This is a genomic window from Actinomadura sp. DC4 (assembly GCF_030406325.1).
Taxonomy (GTDB): Bacteria; Actinomycetota; Actinomycetes; order Streptosporangiales; family Streptosporangiaceae; genus Actinoallomurus.
Map to the genome: position 1 here is coordinate 1 of NZ_JAUEQY010000047.1, position 13,579 is coordinate 13,579.

General features: G+C 73.3%; 16 protein-coding genes. 11 read left to right on the forward strand and 5 right to left on the reverse strand.

The window, feature by feature from the left end; genetic code table 11:
* The first annotated feature begins 49 nt into the window (after positions 1–49).
* A complete protein-coding gene (locus QWU11_RS43765) occupies positions 50–1,069 on the forward strand; it encodes a helix-turn-helix transcriptional regulator (RefSeq protein ID WP_290120506.1) in 1,020 nt (339 codons plus the stop codon).
* Positions 1,070–1,129: 60 nt separating this feature from the next.
* Here QWU11_RS43765 and QWU11_RS43770 read toward each other — a convergent pair whose 3' ends face one another.
* On the reverse strand, positions 1,130–1,450 hold the full coding sequence (locus tag QWU11_RS43770) for a hypothetical protein (protein WP_290120507.1): 321 nt from the start codon (positions 1,448–1,450) through the stop codon (positions 1,130–1,132).
* Here QWU11_RS43770 and QWU11_RS47580 point away from each other — a divergent pair.
* Positions 1,449–1,859 carry a pentapeptide repeat-containing protein gene (locus QWU11_RS47580; RefSeq protein WP_354670953.1) on the forward strand — a complete coding sequence of 137 codons (411 nt, stop codon included), beginning with the start codon at positions 1,449–1,451 and terminating at the stop codon, positions 1,857–1,859. The two genes, QWU11_RS43770 and QWU11_RS47580, sit on opposite strands and share 2 nt — an antisense overlap.
* A gap of 9 nt (positions 1,860–1,868) precedes the next feature.
* Here the strand turns inward: QWU11_RS47580 and QWU11_RS43775 are convergent, their stop codons facing one another.
* Positions 1,869–2,603 (reverse strand): PIG-L deacetylase family protein, encoded by a 735-nt coding sequence (locus QWU11_RS43775; RefSeq protein ID WP_290120508.1) that lies wholly within the window; start codon positions 2,601–2,603, stop codon positions 1,869–1,871.
* A 149-nt stretch (positions 2,604–2,752) separates the two neighbouring features.
* Between QWU11_RS43775 and QWU11_RS43780 the strand changes: the two genes are divergently transcribed.
* The 4 genes from QWU11_RS43780 to QWU11_RS43795 all read left to right on the forward strand — a co-directional run bounded on the left by QWU11_RS43780 (position 2,753) and on the right by QWU11_RS43795 (position 7,011).
* Positions 2,753–3,574, forward strand: a complete 822-nt coding sequence (locus QWU11_RS43780) for an SAM-dependent methyltransferase (protein WP_290120509.1) — start codon at positions 2,753–2,755, stop codon at positions 3,572–3,574.
* Positions 3,575–3,809: 235 nt separating this feature from the next.
* Entirely contained in the window at positions 3,810–5,546 is a 1,737-nt protein-coding gene (locus QWU11_RS43785; RefSeq protein WP_290120510.1) for a carbohydrate binding domain-containing protein, read from the forward strand.
* A gap of 139 nt (positions 5,547–5,685) precedes the next feature.
* A complete protein-coding gene (locus tag QWU11_RS43790) occupies positions 5,686–6,003 on the forward strand; it encodes a hypothetical protein (protein WP_290120511.1) in 318 nt (105 codons plus the stop codon).
* An 18-nt stretch (positions 6,004–6,021) separates the two neighbouring features.
* The gene (locus QWU11_RS43795) at positions 6,022–7,011 is read left to right on the forward strand and encodes a transglycosylase SLT domain-containing protein (RefSeq protein ID WP_290120512.1); all 990 of its coding nucleotides are present in this window, start codon (positions 6,022–6,024) and stop codon (positions 7,009–7,011) included.
* Here QWU11_RS43795 and QWU11_RS43800 read toward each other — a convergent pair.
* Both QWU11_RS43800 and QWU11_RS43805 read right to left on the reverse strand, forming a co-directional pair.
* Entirely contained in the window at positions 7,005–7,451 is a 447-nt protein-coding gene (locus QWU11_RS43800) for a hypothetical protein (protein ID WP_290120513.1), read from the reverse strand. The two genes, QWU11_RS43795 and QWU11_RS43800, sit on opposite strands and share 7 nt — an antisense overlap.
* Positions 7,448–7,879 carry a MarR family transcriptional regulator gene (locus QWU11_RS43805; RefSeq protein WP_290120514.1) on the reverse strand — a complete coding sequence of 144 codons (432 nt, stop codon included), beginning with the start codon at positions 7,877–7,879 and terminating at the stop codon, positions 7,448–7,450. Before QWU11_RS43805 ends, QWU11_RS43800 begins: the two co-directional genes overlap by 4 nt.
* Positions 7,880–8,019: 140 nt before the next feature.
* Between QWU11_RS43805 and QWU11_RS43810 the strand changes: the two genes are divergently transcribed.
* The 4 genes from QWU11_RS43810 to QWU11_RS43825 all read left to right on the forward strand — a co-directional run bounded on the left by QWU11_RS43810 (position 8,020) and on the right by QWU11_RS43825 (position 12,093).
* Entirely contained in the window at positions 8,020–10,878 is a 2,859-nt protein-coding gene (locus tag QWU11_RS43810) for a LuxR family transcriptional regulator (RefSeq protein WP_290120515.1), read from the forward strand.
* Positions 10,879–10,994: 116 nt separating this feature from the next.
* Positions 10,995–11,441, forward strand: coding sequence for a phage holin family protein (locus QWU11_RS43815; RefSeq protein WP_290120516.1), 447 nt, complete (start codon positions 10,995–10,997; stop codon positions 11,439–11,441).
* On the forward strand, positions 11,438–11,836 hold the full coding sequence (locus tag QWU11_RS43820; RefSeq protein ID WP_290120517.1) for a DUF3618 domain-containing protein: 399 nt from the start codon (positions 11,438–11,440) through the stop codon (positions 11,834–11,836). The genes QWU11_RS43815 and QWU11_RS43820 overlap by 4 nt, the downstream gene beginning before the upstream one ends.
* A complete protein-coding gene (locus tag QWU11_RS43825) occupies positions 11,833–12,093 on the forward strand; it encodes a DUF4235 domain-containing protein (protein WP_290120518.1) in 261 nt (86 codons plus the stop codon). The genes QWU11_RS43820 and QWU11_RS43825 overlap by 4 nt, the downstream gene beginning before the upstream one ends.
* A gap of 243 nt (positions 12,094–12,336) precedes the next feature.
* Here the strand turns inward: QWU11_RS43825 and QWU11_RS43830 are convergent, their stop codons facing one another.
* Positions 12,337–12,471: a hypothetical protein gene (locus tag QWU11_RS43830; protein WP_290120519.1), complete on the reverse strand. Its 135-nt coding sequence runs from the start codon at positions 12,469–12,471 to the stop codon at positions 12,337–12,339.
* A gap of 86 nt (positions 12,472–12,557) precedes the next feature.
* Between QWU11_RS43830 and QWU11_RS43835 the strand changes: the two genes are divergently transcribed.
* Positions 12,558–13,532 (forward strand): YihY/virulence factor BrkB family protein, encoded by a 975-nt coding sequence (locus QWU11_RS43835; protein ID WP_290120520.1) that lies wholly within the window; start codon positions 12,558–12,560, stop codon positions 13,530–13,532.
* The last annotated feature ends 47 nt before the right edge of the window (positions 13,533–13,579 follow it).

A 13,579-nucleotide genomic window follows, 5' to 3' on the forward strand; every position in this document is an offset into this window, starting at 1 on the left:
CCACAGCCACCCCCCCCCCCCCCCCAACCCTCTTAGAGTGGGTTTGTGTGTGTCCTGGGGGGTCTCTGCCGGTCGGGGGGGCGCGGGGGGGGGGGGGGGGGGCGCCCCCCCCCCCCCCCCCGGCCACCCGGCCGCCGAGGTCACCGCTCTGACGTCATCGGCGCTGTTCACCGCGGCGTCCGGCCGTCCCGGCCGTGCCCGGCGGGACCTGAACGAGGCACGCTCGCGGCTGCACGCCGCGGGCATCGCCGCGCTCGCGCCGCAGTGGGAGCAGGCCGCGCTCGTCTGCGACTGGGCGTCCGGCGACCGGGAGGCGGCCCGGGCCCGTACGGCGCGGCTGGAGGAGATGCCGCCGCCGGTGCCCGCGGCCGTGACGCTCGCGATCCGGGCCGAGGTGCTGCGAAAGAGCGGACGGCTCGACGCCGCCCGGCGGATCGCCGGCGCTCTCGACGGCGCGGCGCCCGTCGCGTTGGCCGCCTGGGCGCTCGCCGGGCTGGACCGCGAGCCCGCCGTCGCGCTGAACCGCCTGCGGACCGCGACCGCGGCGGCGTGGCGCGACGGCCACCAGGGAGTCGTCCCGCTGCTGCTGCACCGCACGGCCAAGATCGCCTTCAGCGCGGGCGCGACCGGGACGGTGGCCGAGGCACACGCGGGGTTCGCCCGGCTGGGGCAGGACGACCCGCTGACGCGCGTCCTCGCCGGCCTGACCGAGGCCCGCGCCACCCGGGACGCGGGCGCCGCACGCCGCGCGCACGAACTCGCCACGTCGGCGGGCCTGGGCGCGCTGACCGGCGACTGCCGGGAGGTGCGCGAGCACCTGGGAGACGGCTGCGGTACGGAGCCTCCGGGCGGCGGGGGGCCGCTCCTCACCCCACGGGAGCGGGAGCTCGCGGGGCTGATCCGTGCGGGCCGTACCAACCGCCAGATCGCCGGGGCCATGCACCTGAGCGTGAAGTCGGTGGAGGCCTACCTCACCCGCGTGTACGCCAAGACGGGGTGCGCGTCCCGGCTCGAACTCGCCCTGGCCCTCGCGGAGGGCCGCATCGACGCCGACGGGACACCGGTCTGACGGGGGCTCGCCGCCGCCCCGTGACCCGCGGGGCGACGGCGAGCCGTCTTCATCGGGCGATCAGCGGTGGTCCCAGTGATAGCGGCCGATCCGCGGGTCGTAGCGGTAGTAGCCCCACCGCGTGTCGTGGCGGTAGTAGCCCCAGCGCGGGTCGTAGTGGTCACCGTTGCGCGGGTTCGAGCGGGGGTCGTCGTGGCCCCACCGCGGGTTGCGGCCGTGGTCCCAGCCGTGGTCATGGTCGTGGTCGTGGTGGTTCGAGGCAGAGGAGGCGTGGCTCGCGGGCGCGGCGGCCTGCGCCGCCTGCGCGGCCCCCGCCAGGGCCCCGACGACCATCGCCGGGCCGGCGAGCAGGCCGACGACGGTGGATCGAGCAGACTTCATGGATCCCCCAGATCAGTTGTCTGTACTAACGATCCGCTGTCTACCCAGGGTGACGGAACGGCAAGCCCAAGAATTGTCAATCAAAGTGCGCGATAAAAGTCCGTCATATTCCCCAAGAGGCCGCCATAGGCCACCATTTCTCTGCCCTTTCACCGGACCCGGCCCGCCACTCGCGACCGTCGCACCATCACCGAGGTGCTGGCCGCGTGCGTGCGAGCCCACTCCCAGGACCACCCGCCCATGGGCTCGCCCTCTCGGCGGCCGGCCGGCCGTCGACGTCGAGGCCGACGTCGAGGGTGCCGACCTGACCGGCACGGACCTGACCGGGGCCGATCTACGCAGCGTCCACGGTCTCAGCGCGGCCCAGGTCCGCCGGGAGGCACGGACCGACGCGACGACACGGTTCTGAGCGCGCCGGCTACAGGTCGATCGCCTCGAACGCCGCCGCGTGGCGGGTGCCCATCCGGGCGCCGGCCGGGCGGGTGACCTTCTCCAGGATCTCCTCCGGGTCGCTCGTCGCGTCCGGGCCCAGGCCGGCGAGGTACGCGGCGTGGGCGCGGAGCGAGGCGACGCCCGCGGCGAAGGTCTCGGTGACGTCGGCGCCGTGCGTCGGGTACGGGCTCTCGGCGACCAGAATCCGGCCCGCCCGCCAGGGCGGCAGGCCCTCGTCGAGCAGCTCGCGGAAGACCCAGCGGTTCGCGGCGTCGCGTACCCCGTCTATCACCGCGCGGCCCAGCGCGATGTGGTCGGCCTGGTTGGGCACGCCCGGTGCCCAGACGTCGTGGTGGTTGCCGGTGATCACGACGTCGGGGCGGTGCCGGCGTACGGCGCGGGCGATGTCGCGGCGGAGGCCGAGCCCGTACTCCAGCGTCCCGTCCGGATGGCCGAGGAACTCGACCACGTCCACGCCGACCAGCGCCGCGCTCGCGCATTCTTCGGCCTCGCGGAGCGGGCCGGCCGTCTCCGGCGGGATCGCGTCGATGCCCGCCTCGCCGCTCGTCGCGAGACAGTAGACGACCCGCTTGCCCTGCCCGGTCCACCGGGCGACGGCCGCCGCGGCGCCCCACTCCAGGTCATCGGGGTGCGCGACGACGGCCAGCGCGTTGGACCATGACTCGTCGACCGTCTCCAGGGGCCCGTCCGCGTCGCTCATCCCGCGACCTTACTAAGAGGCGGACGCGGGCTCGTCAGCGCGCCACTGGCCCATAGCACGGGGGAGACCTCCTCCGAACCGGGCGTGGTTCCCCGTTAGAGTCTGATTCTGGAATCGGGCGTGACGGGGTCGACGAGAGGGCAGCGCGGATGACTGACTGGATGGCGAGCGCCGCGGACGCCGAGCCCCCGGAGACGTCCGTGACGCTCGATCCGGACATCCCGAGCGTGGCCCGCATGTACGACTTCTTCCTCGGCGGCAAGGACAACTTCGCCTCCGACCGCCGGGCCGCCGAAGAGGTCAGCCGCGCGCTTCCCAGCGTGGCCGGGGTGGCACGATCCAACCGCCTCTTCCTGCAGCGCGCCGTGCGCTTCGTGGCCGAGTCCGGCATCGACCAGTTCCTCGACCTCGGCGCGGGCCTGCCGACGCAGGGCAACGTGCACGAGATCGCGCAGTCGGTCCACGCGGACGCCCGCGTGGTCTACGTCGACAACGACCCCGTGGTGAGCTCCCACGGGCGGGCGCTGCTCGCCCTCGACGAGCAGACGGCGGTCGTCGAGGCCGACATGCGCGACCCGGACGCCATCCTCGGCGACCCGCACGTGACCAAACTGATCGACTTCGACCGGCCGCTCTGCGTGCTGTTCGTCGCCGTGCTGCACTTCATCCCCGACCAGGAGGACCCGGCGGCTCTCGTGCGCCGCTACCGCGACGCGCTCCGCCCCGGCGGCCAGGTCATCCTCTCCCACGCCGCGGTCGAGGAGCGGCGCAACGTCGAGGTCGGCGCCGCGTACCGCTCCGCGAGCGCGAGCTCTCCCTTCGTCGCCAGGACCCGCGAGCAGGTCACGTCGTTCCTGGACGGCATGGAGATCGTCGATCCCGGGGTCGTCCTGCTGCACGAGTGGCGGCCGGAGGGCGGGGAGTTCCCCACCGACGCCGGCTGGACCGCCGTCGCCCGCAAAACCGTCTGACCTGCCCGCCCGCCAGGAGGCGGCGGACGCGTCCCGCGGTGACACAGGGCGTTAACTGTTAAGAACCTTGACAGAAATCTCGCCTGGTCTGACCATGGTGCGCACGCGGATCCGCAGCCCTGATCGTCCAACGTCGTGACATTCCTCCTGGCCGTGCGCCAGGGCTTCGGCGCGCCCGCCTGCCCCAGGGCGGAGCGCGCCGTCGCGTCACGCCTCTCGATGCGGAGCCCCCTCCATGCGACCACGTACGCTCCCGCGTGCGGTCCTCGCCGCGACCGCCCTGATACTCGCCGCGTTCGGCCTCGTCACCGTCAACGTGACGGCCGCCGTCGCGGCGCCGTTGCCCAGTCATGTGTTCGCCCCCTACTTCGAGGCCTGGACGGGCGACGACCCGGCCGCCCTCGCCCAGCAGTCCGGCTCGAAGTACCTCACCATGGCCTTCATTCAGGCCACCACCAAGGGATCGTGCACGCCGTACTGGAACGGCGACGGCAACAGCCCGATCGCCTCGTCCTCCTTCGGCTCGTCGATCGCCTCGATGCAGGCGGCGGGTGGCGACGTCATCCCCTCCTTCGGCGGCTACACCGCCGACAACACCGGGACCGAGATCGCCGACAGCTGCACCGACGTCGGCCAGATCGCGGCCGCGTACGAGAAGGTCATCACGACGTACGGCATCACCCGCATCGACCTCGACACCGAGGACAACTCCCTGAACAACACCGCCGGGATCGACCGGCGGAACAAGGCGGTCAAGCAGGTCGAGGACTGGGCCGCGAGCACCGGCCGTACGGTGCAGTTCTCCTACACGCTGCCGACCACGACCGGCGGGCTCGGCCAGAGCGGCCTCGCCGTGCTGCAGAACGCGGTCGCCAACGGCGCGCGGATCGACGTCGTCAACATCATGACGTTCGACTACTACGACAACGCCGCGCACGAGATGGCCAACGACACCAAGAGCGCCGCCAACGGCCTGCACGGCCAGCTCGCCGCGCTGTACCCGGGCACGAGCTCGACGGCGCTGTGGAACAGGATCGGCGTCACCGAGATGCCCGGCATCGACGACTTCGGGCCGGCCGAGACGTTCACCACCGCCGACGCCGCACCGGTCGAGCAGTGGGCCGCCGGCACGGGCATCAACACGCTGTCGTTCTGGGCGCTCCAGCGCGACAACGGCGGATGCCCCGGTACGGGGGGCGCGGGCAACTGCTCGGGCATCTCCCAGGACACCTGGTTCTTCAGCCACGCGTTCGAACCGTTCACCGGGGGCGGCGGCACGCCCGGCAACGACTTCTCGGTCTCGGCCTCGCCGTCCTCGGCGGCCGTGAACCCCGGCGGCTCGACCACCGCGACCGTACGCACGGCGGTGACCTCCGGATCGGCGCAGTCGGTCGCGCTGACGGCGAGCGGCGCGCCCTCCGGTGTCACCGCCTCGCTCAGCCCCGCCTCGGTGACCGCGGGCGGCACGTCGACGCTCACGCTGACGACGACGTCGGCCGCCGCGCCCGGCACCTATCCGATCACGGTCACCGGGAAGGCGGCCTCGGGCAGCCACAGCACGACGTTCACCCTGACCGTCAACGGGTCCGGCGGTGGCTCGCTGGTCAACGGCGGTTTCGAGTCGGGCCTGTCTCCGTGGACCTGCCAGCCCGGGGGCACGACCGTCGGCTCGCCGGTGCACTCGGGCGCCCACGCCCTCCTCGTCGCGCCGACCTCCTCCCAGACGGGTGAGTGCGGCCAGACGCTCACGCTGCAGCCGGGCCACGCCTACACGCTCACCGGCTGGGTCCAGGGGAACTACGCGTACCTGGGCGTCTCCGGCGGCGCGACCGCGAGCACCTGGGCCTCCTCCGCGGGCTGGACGAAGCTGACCGTGCCGTTCACCACGGGTTCGTCCGGGGCGGTGACGGTTTACATCCACGGCTGGTACGCCCAGGGCAACGTCTACGCCGATGACCTGGGCGTCTCCTGACAGATCCGGATGCACGCGGATGCGGGCGGCGGCCACGCCGCCCGCATCACGGCGTGCCGATCTTTCTCGATCCGGCGGAATGGTGGAAAACTTCACCCATTGAGTGCTTTCGTACGGTGACAGAGGCAGGAGGCGGAACGTGACACAGGACCCCGGGTGGTTCGTGCATCTCGGCAGGCTGTCGGCGGCGACCGAGGGCGCCGTCGAGACCGCCGGAGGTCTGCGGAAAAGGACCGGCGAGCTGGCGCCGGGCTGTGTGGCCGCGGTCTCGGGCCATGAGGGAATGCAGTGCGCGGCGGCGCTGGCGCAGTGCCACGGGCGCTTCACGAACCATCTGCACGGGCACGCCGACGCCATCCACGGGATCGGCGCCCGGCTGGCGGAGAGCCACACGACCTACACGCTCGCCGAGACGAAATCGGGCGAGGAGACCAGAACCCCGTCAACGAGCGTCTGAATTAGGGATCATGACGGAATGGTCACCTACCGCCAGCTGAAGGACGCCAACCCGGCGATGTTCCACCAGAGTGCCGCCGCGTGGAAGGACTGGGCGGACACGGCCCTCCAGCACGCGGGGTACCTCAACGACCGTGTCGGCCAGCACATCACCGAACCGCACTGGGGCGGCCTCACGTCCGAGCTCGCCCGCGGCAGGGTCGCGGACGCGCACGTCGACCTGTCCGCCTCCGCGAGCCAGCTCAAGACGGTCGAGACCGTGCTCATCCAGGCCGGCCAGGACTTCGAGGAGGCCCAGAACGACCTCGTGACCGCGACGAACGAGGCGACGCAGGCGGGCTTCAACGTCAGCGACTCGGGCGACGTCACGGTGCCCGCGACGCTGACGAAGGACAAGAAGCCGGACGAGGTCACGACGATCAACAACCACGCCTCGACGCTCCAGACCCGCATCACCGCCGCGGTCTACCGGGCGACGCGCGTGGACGCGGGCGTGACCAAGGCGCTCAACGCCCTGGATCCCAGCAAGGCGGGCGGCCGGAACGGCGCGAATGGCGGTGGCAGCGGTGGCAGCGGTGGTGGCCATGGCGGCGCCGGCTGGAACGGCGACTACGGGTCGAGCGGCGCGCCGCCGATGCAGCGTCCCAGCGGGCAGGTGGCGGACTGGATCAACCAGGCGATCCAGATCCTGCGGCAGCAGGGCATCAACCTGAGCCCGCAGGACGCCGGCTACATCGCGACCATCATCCAGTACGAGTCGGGCGGGAACCCCAACTCCATCAACCTCTGGGACTCCAACGCCGCGGCGGGCCACCCGTCCAAGGGCCTGATGCAGACGATCGACCCGACCTTCAACAGCTACGCGCTGCCCGGGCACACGAGCGTCTACAACCCGGTCGACAACATCATCGCCGGGACGAGGTACGCCCTCCACCGGTACGGGTCGCTGTCGAACGTGCCCGGCATCCGCAACATCCTGCACCACTCGGGCGGTTACGTCGGCTACTGAGCCGCGCGTTCCCGCAGGACCTCCATGATGTCCTGGTGGTTGAGGTAGAAGACGACCTGGAGTGACCCGTCCTCGGCGCGATGCAGGACGTACGCCGAGGACAGGGTCAGGCTCTCGTCCGTCACCGGCTCGGTCTCCCACTCGGTGTCGACCAGGACGTAGCGGTCGTCGAGCGGGGTCTCGGCGATGCGGGTCAGCCGCATCCCGGTCGCGCCGATCGAGGCGAAGAGCCTCTCGCGGGCCGGGAGCGCGGCGAGGAAGGCCGCCTTGGGCACCGCCCGTACGCCGCCCGGCTCGGCGCTCATGAACGTCTCGGCGAACTGCCCGGAGATCTCGTCCAGGTCGAGCCGGTTGCCGGCCGTCTCGAACCGGGCGAAGAAGTCCCGTACGTCGTCACTGATCTGGTCGGGCACGTCCCGCTCCTCCTCGTGGTCGTTCACAGGTCGTCCGCGAGCCGTTCGAGCAGCGGGACGACGGCGAGGACCTGCCGCCGCTCCCGGTCGTCGAGGACCCGGTCCATCGACCGGGCGAACTGCGACATGATCGACTGCTCCCGGCTCTCGAGCAGCCGGCGGCCGGCGCCGGTCAGGGCGGCGATCACCCGCCGTCCGTCATCCGGGTCGGGCGACCGGGTGATCAGCGCCCGCTGCTCCAGGCTGGTGACGACCGGGGCGATCGCCTGCGCCGTGACCCGTTCGTCCGCCGCGAGGGCGCCGGGCGTCATCGGCCCGTGGCGCTCCAGGCGGGACAGCACGGCCAGCTCCATGAACGTGACGTCGTCCTCTCCCGATCGGGCCGCGTAGAGCTGCCGCAGGCGCCGTGAGATCCGGCCGATCGTCAGCCGCAGATCCCGCACTGTCTCGTCCATTTTCCTTAATATAGCTTAATTAATCTGGATTAAACAACGTATCTCCGTCCACGGGTCGAACTCCTTTCACCGACGGGACGTCCCATGAATTGCCGGACCCGCCACGGGGCGGACCGGCGGAGATTCGCGTTGGGGGTTGCATGCGTACGGGGGCTTCGCGGTGGCCGCTGGTCGGGTGCGAGGGGGAGCTGGACGTCTTCAAGCGGGTGTGGGCGGACCGGCAGATCCAGGGGGTGGTGATCTCCGGCGGGGCGGGGGTGGGGAAGTCACGGCTGGCCGAGGCGTTCCTCGCCCGCGCCGTACGCCTGGGCGCCCGGGGCGGGCGCGCGACGGCGACCGCCGCCGCCACGCCGGTGCCGCTGGGCGCGATCGCCCACCTGATCCCGGCCGGGGTGGACCTGGCCGATCCGGTACGGGGCTTCGCGGCGGCGGCCGAGGCGCTGGCCGGGCGGCAGCCGTACGCGCTCCTGGTCGACGACCTGCACCTGCTGGACGCCGCGTCGACGGTCCTGCTGCGGCAGCTCATGGACGCCCGGGTCATACGCCTGATCGGCACGGTCCGCTCGGGACAACCGGGCGGCGCGGCATCCGCGGCGCTGGCCGGCGGGAGCGCCGTCCACCGCGTCGACCTGACCGAGCTGGACCCCGTGCGGACCGGGGCGGTGCTCGAAGCGGCCCTCGGCGGCCCCGTCGCGCGCGGCGCCCGGCACGCGCTGCACACCGCCACCCGGGGAAACCTTCGCTACCTGCGGGAACTGGTCACGTGGGCGGTCCAGTCGCAGGCGCTGACCTGCGACGGGGAGATCTGGGAACTCGCCGGGGACCCGCCGGCCGGGCCCGCGCTGACCGACCTCGTCGAGGCCCGGCTGGCCGCCGTACCGGCCGGTCGGCCGGCGCTCGAACTCCTGGCGTTGTGCGAACCGCTCGACGCCTCATCCGTCGCCTCCCCTGAGACGCTGGCCGACCTCGATGCCGCGGGCCTGATCCGCGCCGGCCAGGACCGGCGCCGCACGACGCTGACGCTGGCCTATCCACTGCACGGGACGGTGCTGCGCGCCGGCCTGTCCCCGCTGCGCCGCCGTACCCTGCTGCTGGACCAGTGCGCGCGTACGCGGGCGGCCGGCGCCCGGCGCCGGGGCGACGCCATGCGCCTCGCCGCGTGGGAGCTGACCGCGACCGGCACGGCCGGCCCGGCTCTCCTGGCGGCGGGCGCGGCGCAGGCCCGCGAGGCCGGCGACTTCGGCGCGGCCCTCAGGCTGCTCGGCGCGCTGCCGCCGGAGGAGCACACCGTCGCGACCCGGACCCTGACCGGCGAGGCGCTGTCGCGGCTGGGCCGCTGGGAGCAGGCCGAGGCCGTACTCGCGAAGCTCTCCGACGAGCCGCTCGGTGAGGCCGAGGTGCTCGCCGTCGCGCTGATCCGGGTGATCAACCTACTGTACGGCGGCGCGGGCGTGAGCGAGGTCCTGGAGGTCACGACGGCCGCGCGTGGCCGCGTGGCGACCGCCGCCGGCCGTCGTTCGCTGCGCGTCCACGAGGGGTACGCGCGGATCGCGCTGGGCCAGGTCGGCGCCGGGCTGACGTTGCTGGCCGACCTCGCGCCGGAGACCGTGGACGCCGAGGCGTGGCTCGCGGGGGCGCGGGCGAAGGCCGTCGGCCTGGCCCTGACGGGCCGGAGCGACGAGGCGGCCCGGTGGTCCGAACACGCCCGCGCCGCGTACCGGTCGTGCGCGAGGCGCCCGCTCTCCCACCCGGCGGCGCACGGCACGGACCGGGTCCTGGCGGCGACGGAGGCGGGCCGCCTGACGGAGGCCGTCGGGCTCACGGAGGGCGAGTCCCGCCGCGCGTATCCCCGGCCCGACGGGCCGCCTGCGCGGGGCGGAGAGGATCCCGGCGGCGGCGTCATGCGGCCGGCGGCCGGAGTCGCGTCGATGGGCGAGGCCGGGCCCGATTTGGAGGGCGGCTTCGCGGCCGGTGCCGGCGGTGCGGGGGAGGACCCCGGCGGGGTTCTCGCGCGGGTCCAGACCGGGGTCGTGCTCGGGCGGGCCGCGTGGCTGGCCGGGCGTCCCGGTCTCGCGCGGCGGTGGTGGGCCGAGGCGTCCTCCCTCGCCCGCGGCGCCGGATACGTCCGGGCGCTCCGGCTGCTCAACGCCGGTCTCGCGGCGTGTGCCGCGTCGGTCGGTGACCTGGCCGCCGCCGACGCCGCGCTGGCCGAGAACGCCACGCTGCCCCTCCTCACCCCGCTCTTCCTCTCCGTCGCCGAGGAGCGCATCGGCGAGGCCTGGCTACTCGCCGCGCGCGGACGGCAGGCCCAGGCCCGCGCCGTACTGACCGACGCCGCCGGGATCGCGCGGGCCACCGGTCACGTCGCCAGTGAGGCGCTGCTGCTCACCGACGTCGCCCGGCTCGGCGGCGCCGCCGAGGTCGCGGCCCGGCTCGCCGACCTCGCCGACGTGTGCGACGGAGACCTGGCGCCCGCGCGGGCACGGTTCGCCGCCGCGCTCGCCGCCGGGGACCCCGGCGACCTGCTCACCGCCGCCGGCGTCCTGGCGAACACCGGGCAGGAGCTCGCCGCCGCCGAGGCCGCCGCCGCGGCCGCGGCGCTCTGGCGGCGTACCCGCGAGCCCGGCCGTGCCGCCGCCGCGGCGCGGGAGGCCGCCGCGTACGAGACCCGCAGGCCGGCGGTCCGCACCCCTCTCCTGGCCGGCACCGAGACCCCGGCGCCGCTGAGCGCCCGCGAACAGCAGATCGCGGAGTTCGCCGCGGCCGGCATCGCGAGCAAGGAGATCGCCGAGACGCTCGCCCTGTCCGTGCGCACGGTGCACAACCACCTGCAGAAGATCTACCGCAAACTCGGGATCAACACGCGGCGCGAACTCCGCGAGATCCTCCACCCGCACGCCGTGGTGCCCTGCCGGGTGTTCCCGCCGATGCTCACGATCGGCCCAATAAATCGCACAGACCGCGACCGGCGCCGCCCCTCGCACGGCCGATCGCGATAGTCCTCGTCTGCAACGTGGCGTAGCCGCGCATGTCGTCGCTGGATTGGGGGCGTTCTCCACGGGTACTTGGCGCCTCCGACGAGTTGTAACGCGACGTCGCGGAAGGGGGAGGCACGGTGAGCGAACCAGGCAACGTCCGTCCTGGCCGGAGAACGGCCGGACCGGCGGAGGACGCGTCGACCGGCGAACTCGTCGCTCAGGCGAGCCGGCAGATCAGCGATCTCGTACGGCAGGAGCTGGCGCTGGCAAAGGCCGAACTGGTCGAGAAGGGCAAGCACGCCGGAATCGGCACAGGTCTGTTCGGCGGCGCGGGGGTGGTCGCCGTCTACGGCGGCGCGGTACTCATCGCCGCAGGGGTCGCGGCACTGTCGCTCGTATGGCCGGTGTGGCTGTCGGCGCTGGTCGTCGGCGTGGTGCTGCTGGCCGTCGCGGGCGTGCTGTCGCTGGCGGGCCGCCGGCAGTTCGGGCAGGCGGTACCCCCCATGCCCGAGCAGGCCACCGCGTCGGTGAAGACCGACGTACACGAGATCAAAGACCACCTCAGCGAAAGGCATCAACCATGACGCAGAGCGGTTCCCCGAGCGAGGAACGCCCGGCGACGGAGCCCGCGCGGCCGGACCGCGAGGAGCTCGCCGCCGGGATCGAACAGACCCGGCAGGACCTCGCCGAGACCGTGGAGGCGCTGGCGGCGAAGGCCGACGTGCCCACGCGCGTACGGGGCAAGGCGACCGAGGTGCGTGAGCGGGTCGGCGGGTCGTTCACCTCGCTGACGAACACGGCGCGCGAGAAGGCGCCGCGCGTACGCGAGCGGGCCGGCCGGGCCGTCCCCGAGCCGGCCCGCCGTACGACCCGCAGGGCCGCGAGCGCCGTGGGCGAGCGCCCGGCGGTGCTGTACGCCGTGGCCGGGGCGTTCGCCGCCGCCGGCCTGTGGGTATGGCGGCTGAGGAGGCGCTCATGAGCAGACCCGACTCGATGTCCCGGCCGATCTCGGCGGCGCTCGGCATGGCCGGCGGCCTGATCGCGGGCGCGCTGTTCAAGCGCACGTGGAAGCTGGTCGCGGGGCAGGAGGACACCCCGGACGCCGGCGACCTCGACCGCGGATGGACCGAGATCCTGATCGCCGCGACGATCCAGGGCGCGATCGCGGGCGCGGTGAAGGCCGCCCTCAACCACGGCTATCTCGTGCACCGGCGGAGCGACGGCAAGGCCACCTGACCCTTCGGACACCTGACCCCCCCGGCCGACGGGGCCGACGAGCCGACAGGGCCGCGAGGGCCGGTCCGACCACCGGCCGGCCGGCGGGCCGGACCGAAACCGGCGAACCGCGCCGCGCGAGCGGGGCCTGCCCCTGACCCCACCGCGATCCTCGCGGGCGGGCGCCGGCCGCCGATGGGCGTCTGCGAGGCCGCGCGGCAGGCCGGGCCCCAGGTCCCCGCGTGACCTGAGCGGCGGCGACCGTCACGGGCCGCCGTACACGGCGATCGTCGTACGGCGGTGAGGGCGAGCCGCGCGCCCGGACGTCCCCGCAGCGGACACACGCCGCCGGGCCCGGCCGGCGACGTCGAGCCCGTCGCGTACGACGACGTTCTCCACCCCACCCGATGGCCGGGACCCCGGTCACCGGACGACACCCCCATCAACCCCCCGCCGGTGATCCCGGCCAGACCGGAGGACTCCGGATGAGCGACCGCACCAGCACGGACGACACCACCGACGCGCCCGCCTCCCCGACCGACCTGCCCGCCTCCACCTGGTGGGGCGCGGTCAAACGCTCGGTGTCGGAGTTCCGCCGCGACAACATCACCGACTGGGCCGCCGCCCTCACCTACTACGCCATCCTGTCGATCTTCCCGGCGATGCTCGTGATCGTCTCCCTGGTGGGGCTGGCCGGGAAGTCGGTGTCCCAGTCCCTGATCACCAACGTCGGCGACCTCGCCCCCGGAGCGGTCGAGCAGGTGCTGACGAACGCGATCACCGAACTGCAGCGCAGCCACGGCGGCGCGGGCCTGATCGCGCTGATCAGCCTGGGCGCGGCGATCTGGTCCTCCTCGGGGTACGTCGCGGCGTTCATGCGGGCCTCCAACGCGATCTACGACGTCGGCGAGGGACGCCCGATCTACAAGACCCTGCCGATCCGGGTCGGCGTCACACTGACGACGCTCGTCCTGCTGTCGGCCTGCGCCATCGCGGTCGTGATCAGCGGCCCGATCGCCCAGCGCGCCGGCGAACTGGTCGGCGCGGGCTCGGCGGCCGTCCGGGTCTTCGGCATCGTCAAGTGGCCGATCATGCTCGTGATCACGAGCTTCCTGTTCGCCCTGCTGTACTGGGCGGCGCCCAACGCGAAGCAGAGGTTCCGCTGGGTCACCCCGGGCGGCGTCCTGGCGATCGTCATCTGGCTGGCCGCCTCGGCCGGCTTCGCGTTCTACGTGGCGAACTTCAGCTCCTACAACAAGACGTACGGCAGCCTCGCCGCCCTGATCATCTTCCTGGTGTGGGTCTGGATGTCCAACGTCGCCATCCTGCTGGGCGCCGAACTGAACGCCGAACTCGAACGCGGCCGCGCCATCGCCGCGGGCCTGCCGAAGACCGAGGAACCCTACGTCGAGCTGCGCGACACCCGCGCCCTGGACGACCCGGAGCCGGACGCCAAGTGATCCGCCGAAGCTGAGAATCCGCTGTGAGTCCGTTCCGTACCGCCGCC

Bases quoted from the DNA above. Each gene is read 5' to 3' on its own strand.
- QWU11_RS47580 (WP_354670953.1), top strand. From the start codon at position 1,449: ATGGATCCCCCAGATCAGTTGTCTGTACTAACGATCCGCTGTCTACCC.
- QWU11_RS43770 (WP_290120507.1), bottom strand. From the start codon at position 1,450: ATGAAGTCTGCTCGATCCACCGTCGTCGGCCTGCTCGCCGGCCCGGCG.
- QWU11_RS43775 (WP_290120508.1), bottom strand. From the start codon at position 2,603: ATGAGCGACGCGGACGGGCCCCTGGAGACGGTCGACGAGTCATGGTCC.
- QWU11_RS43780 (WP_290120509.1), top strand. From the start codon at position 2,753: ATGACTGACTGGATGGCGAGCGCCGCGGACGCCGAGCCCCCGGAGACG.
- QWU11_RS43785 (WP_290120510.1), top strand. From the start codon at position 3,810: ATGCGACCACGTACGCTCCCGCGTGCGGTCCTCGCCGCGACCGCCCTG.
- QWU11_RS43795 (WP_290120512.1), top strand. From the start codon at position 6,022: ATGGTCACCTACCGCCAGCTGAAGGACGCCAACCCGGCGATGTTCCAC.
- QWU11_RS43805 (WP_290120514.1), bottom strand. From the start codon at position 7,879: ATGGACGAGACAGTGCGGGATCTGCGGCTGACGATCGGCCGGATCTCA.
- QWU11_RS43810 (WP_290120515.1), top strand. From the start codon at position 8,020: ATGCGTACGGGGGCTTCGCGGTGGCCGCTGGTCGGGTGCGAGGGGGAG.
- QWU11_RS43820 (WP_290120517.1), top strand. From the start codon at position 11,438: ATGACGCAGAGCGGTTCCCCGAGCGAGGAACGCCCGGCGACGGAGCCC.
- QWU11_RS43825 (WP_290120518.1), top strand. From the start codon at position 11,833: ATGAGCAGACCCGACTCGATGTCCCGGCCGATCTCGGCGGCGCTCGGC.
- QWU11_RS43835 (WP_290120520.1), top strand. From the start codon at position 12,558: ATGAGCGACCGCACCAGCACGGACGACACCACCGACGCGCCCGCCTCC.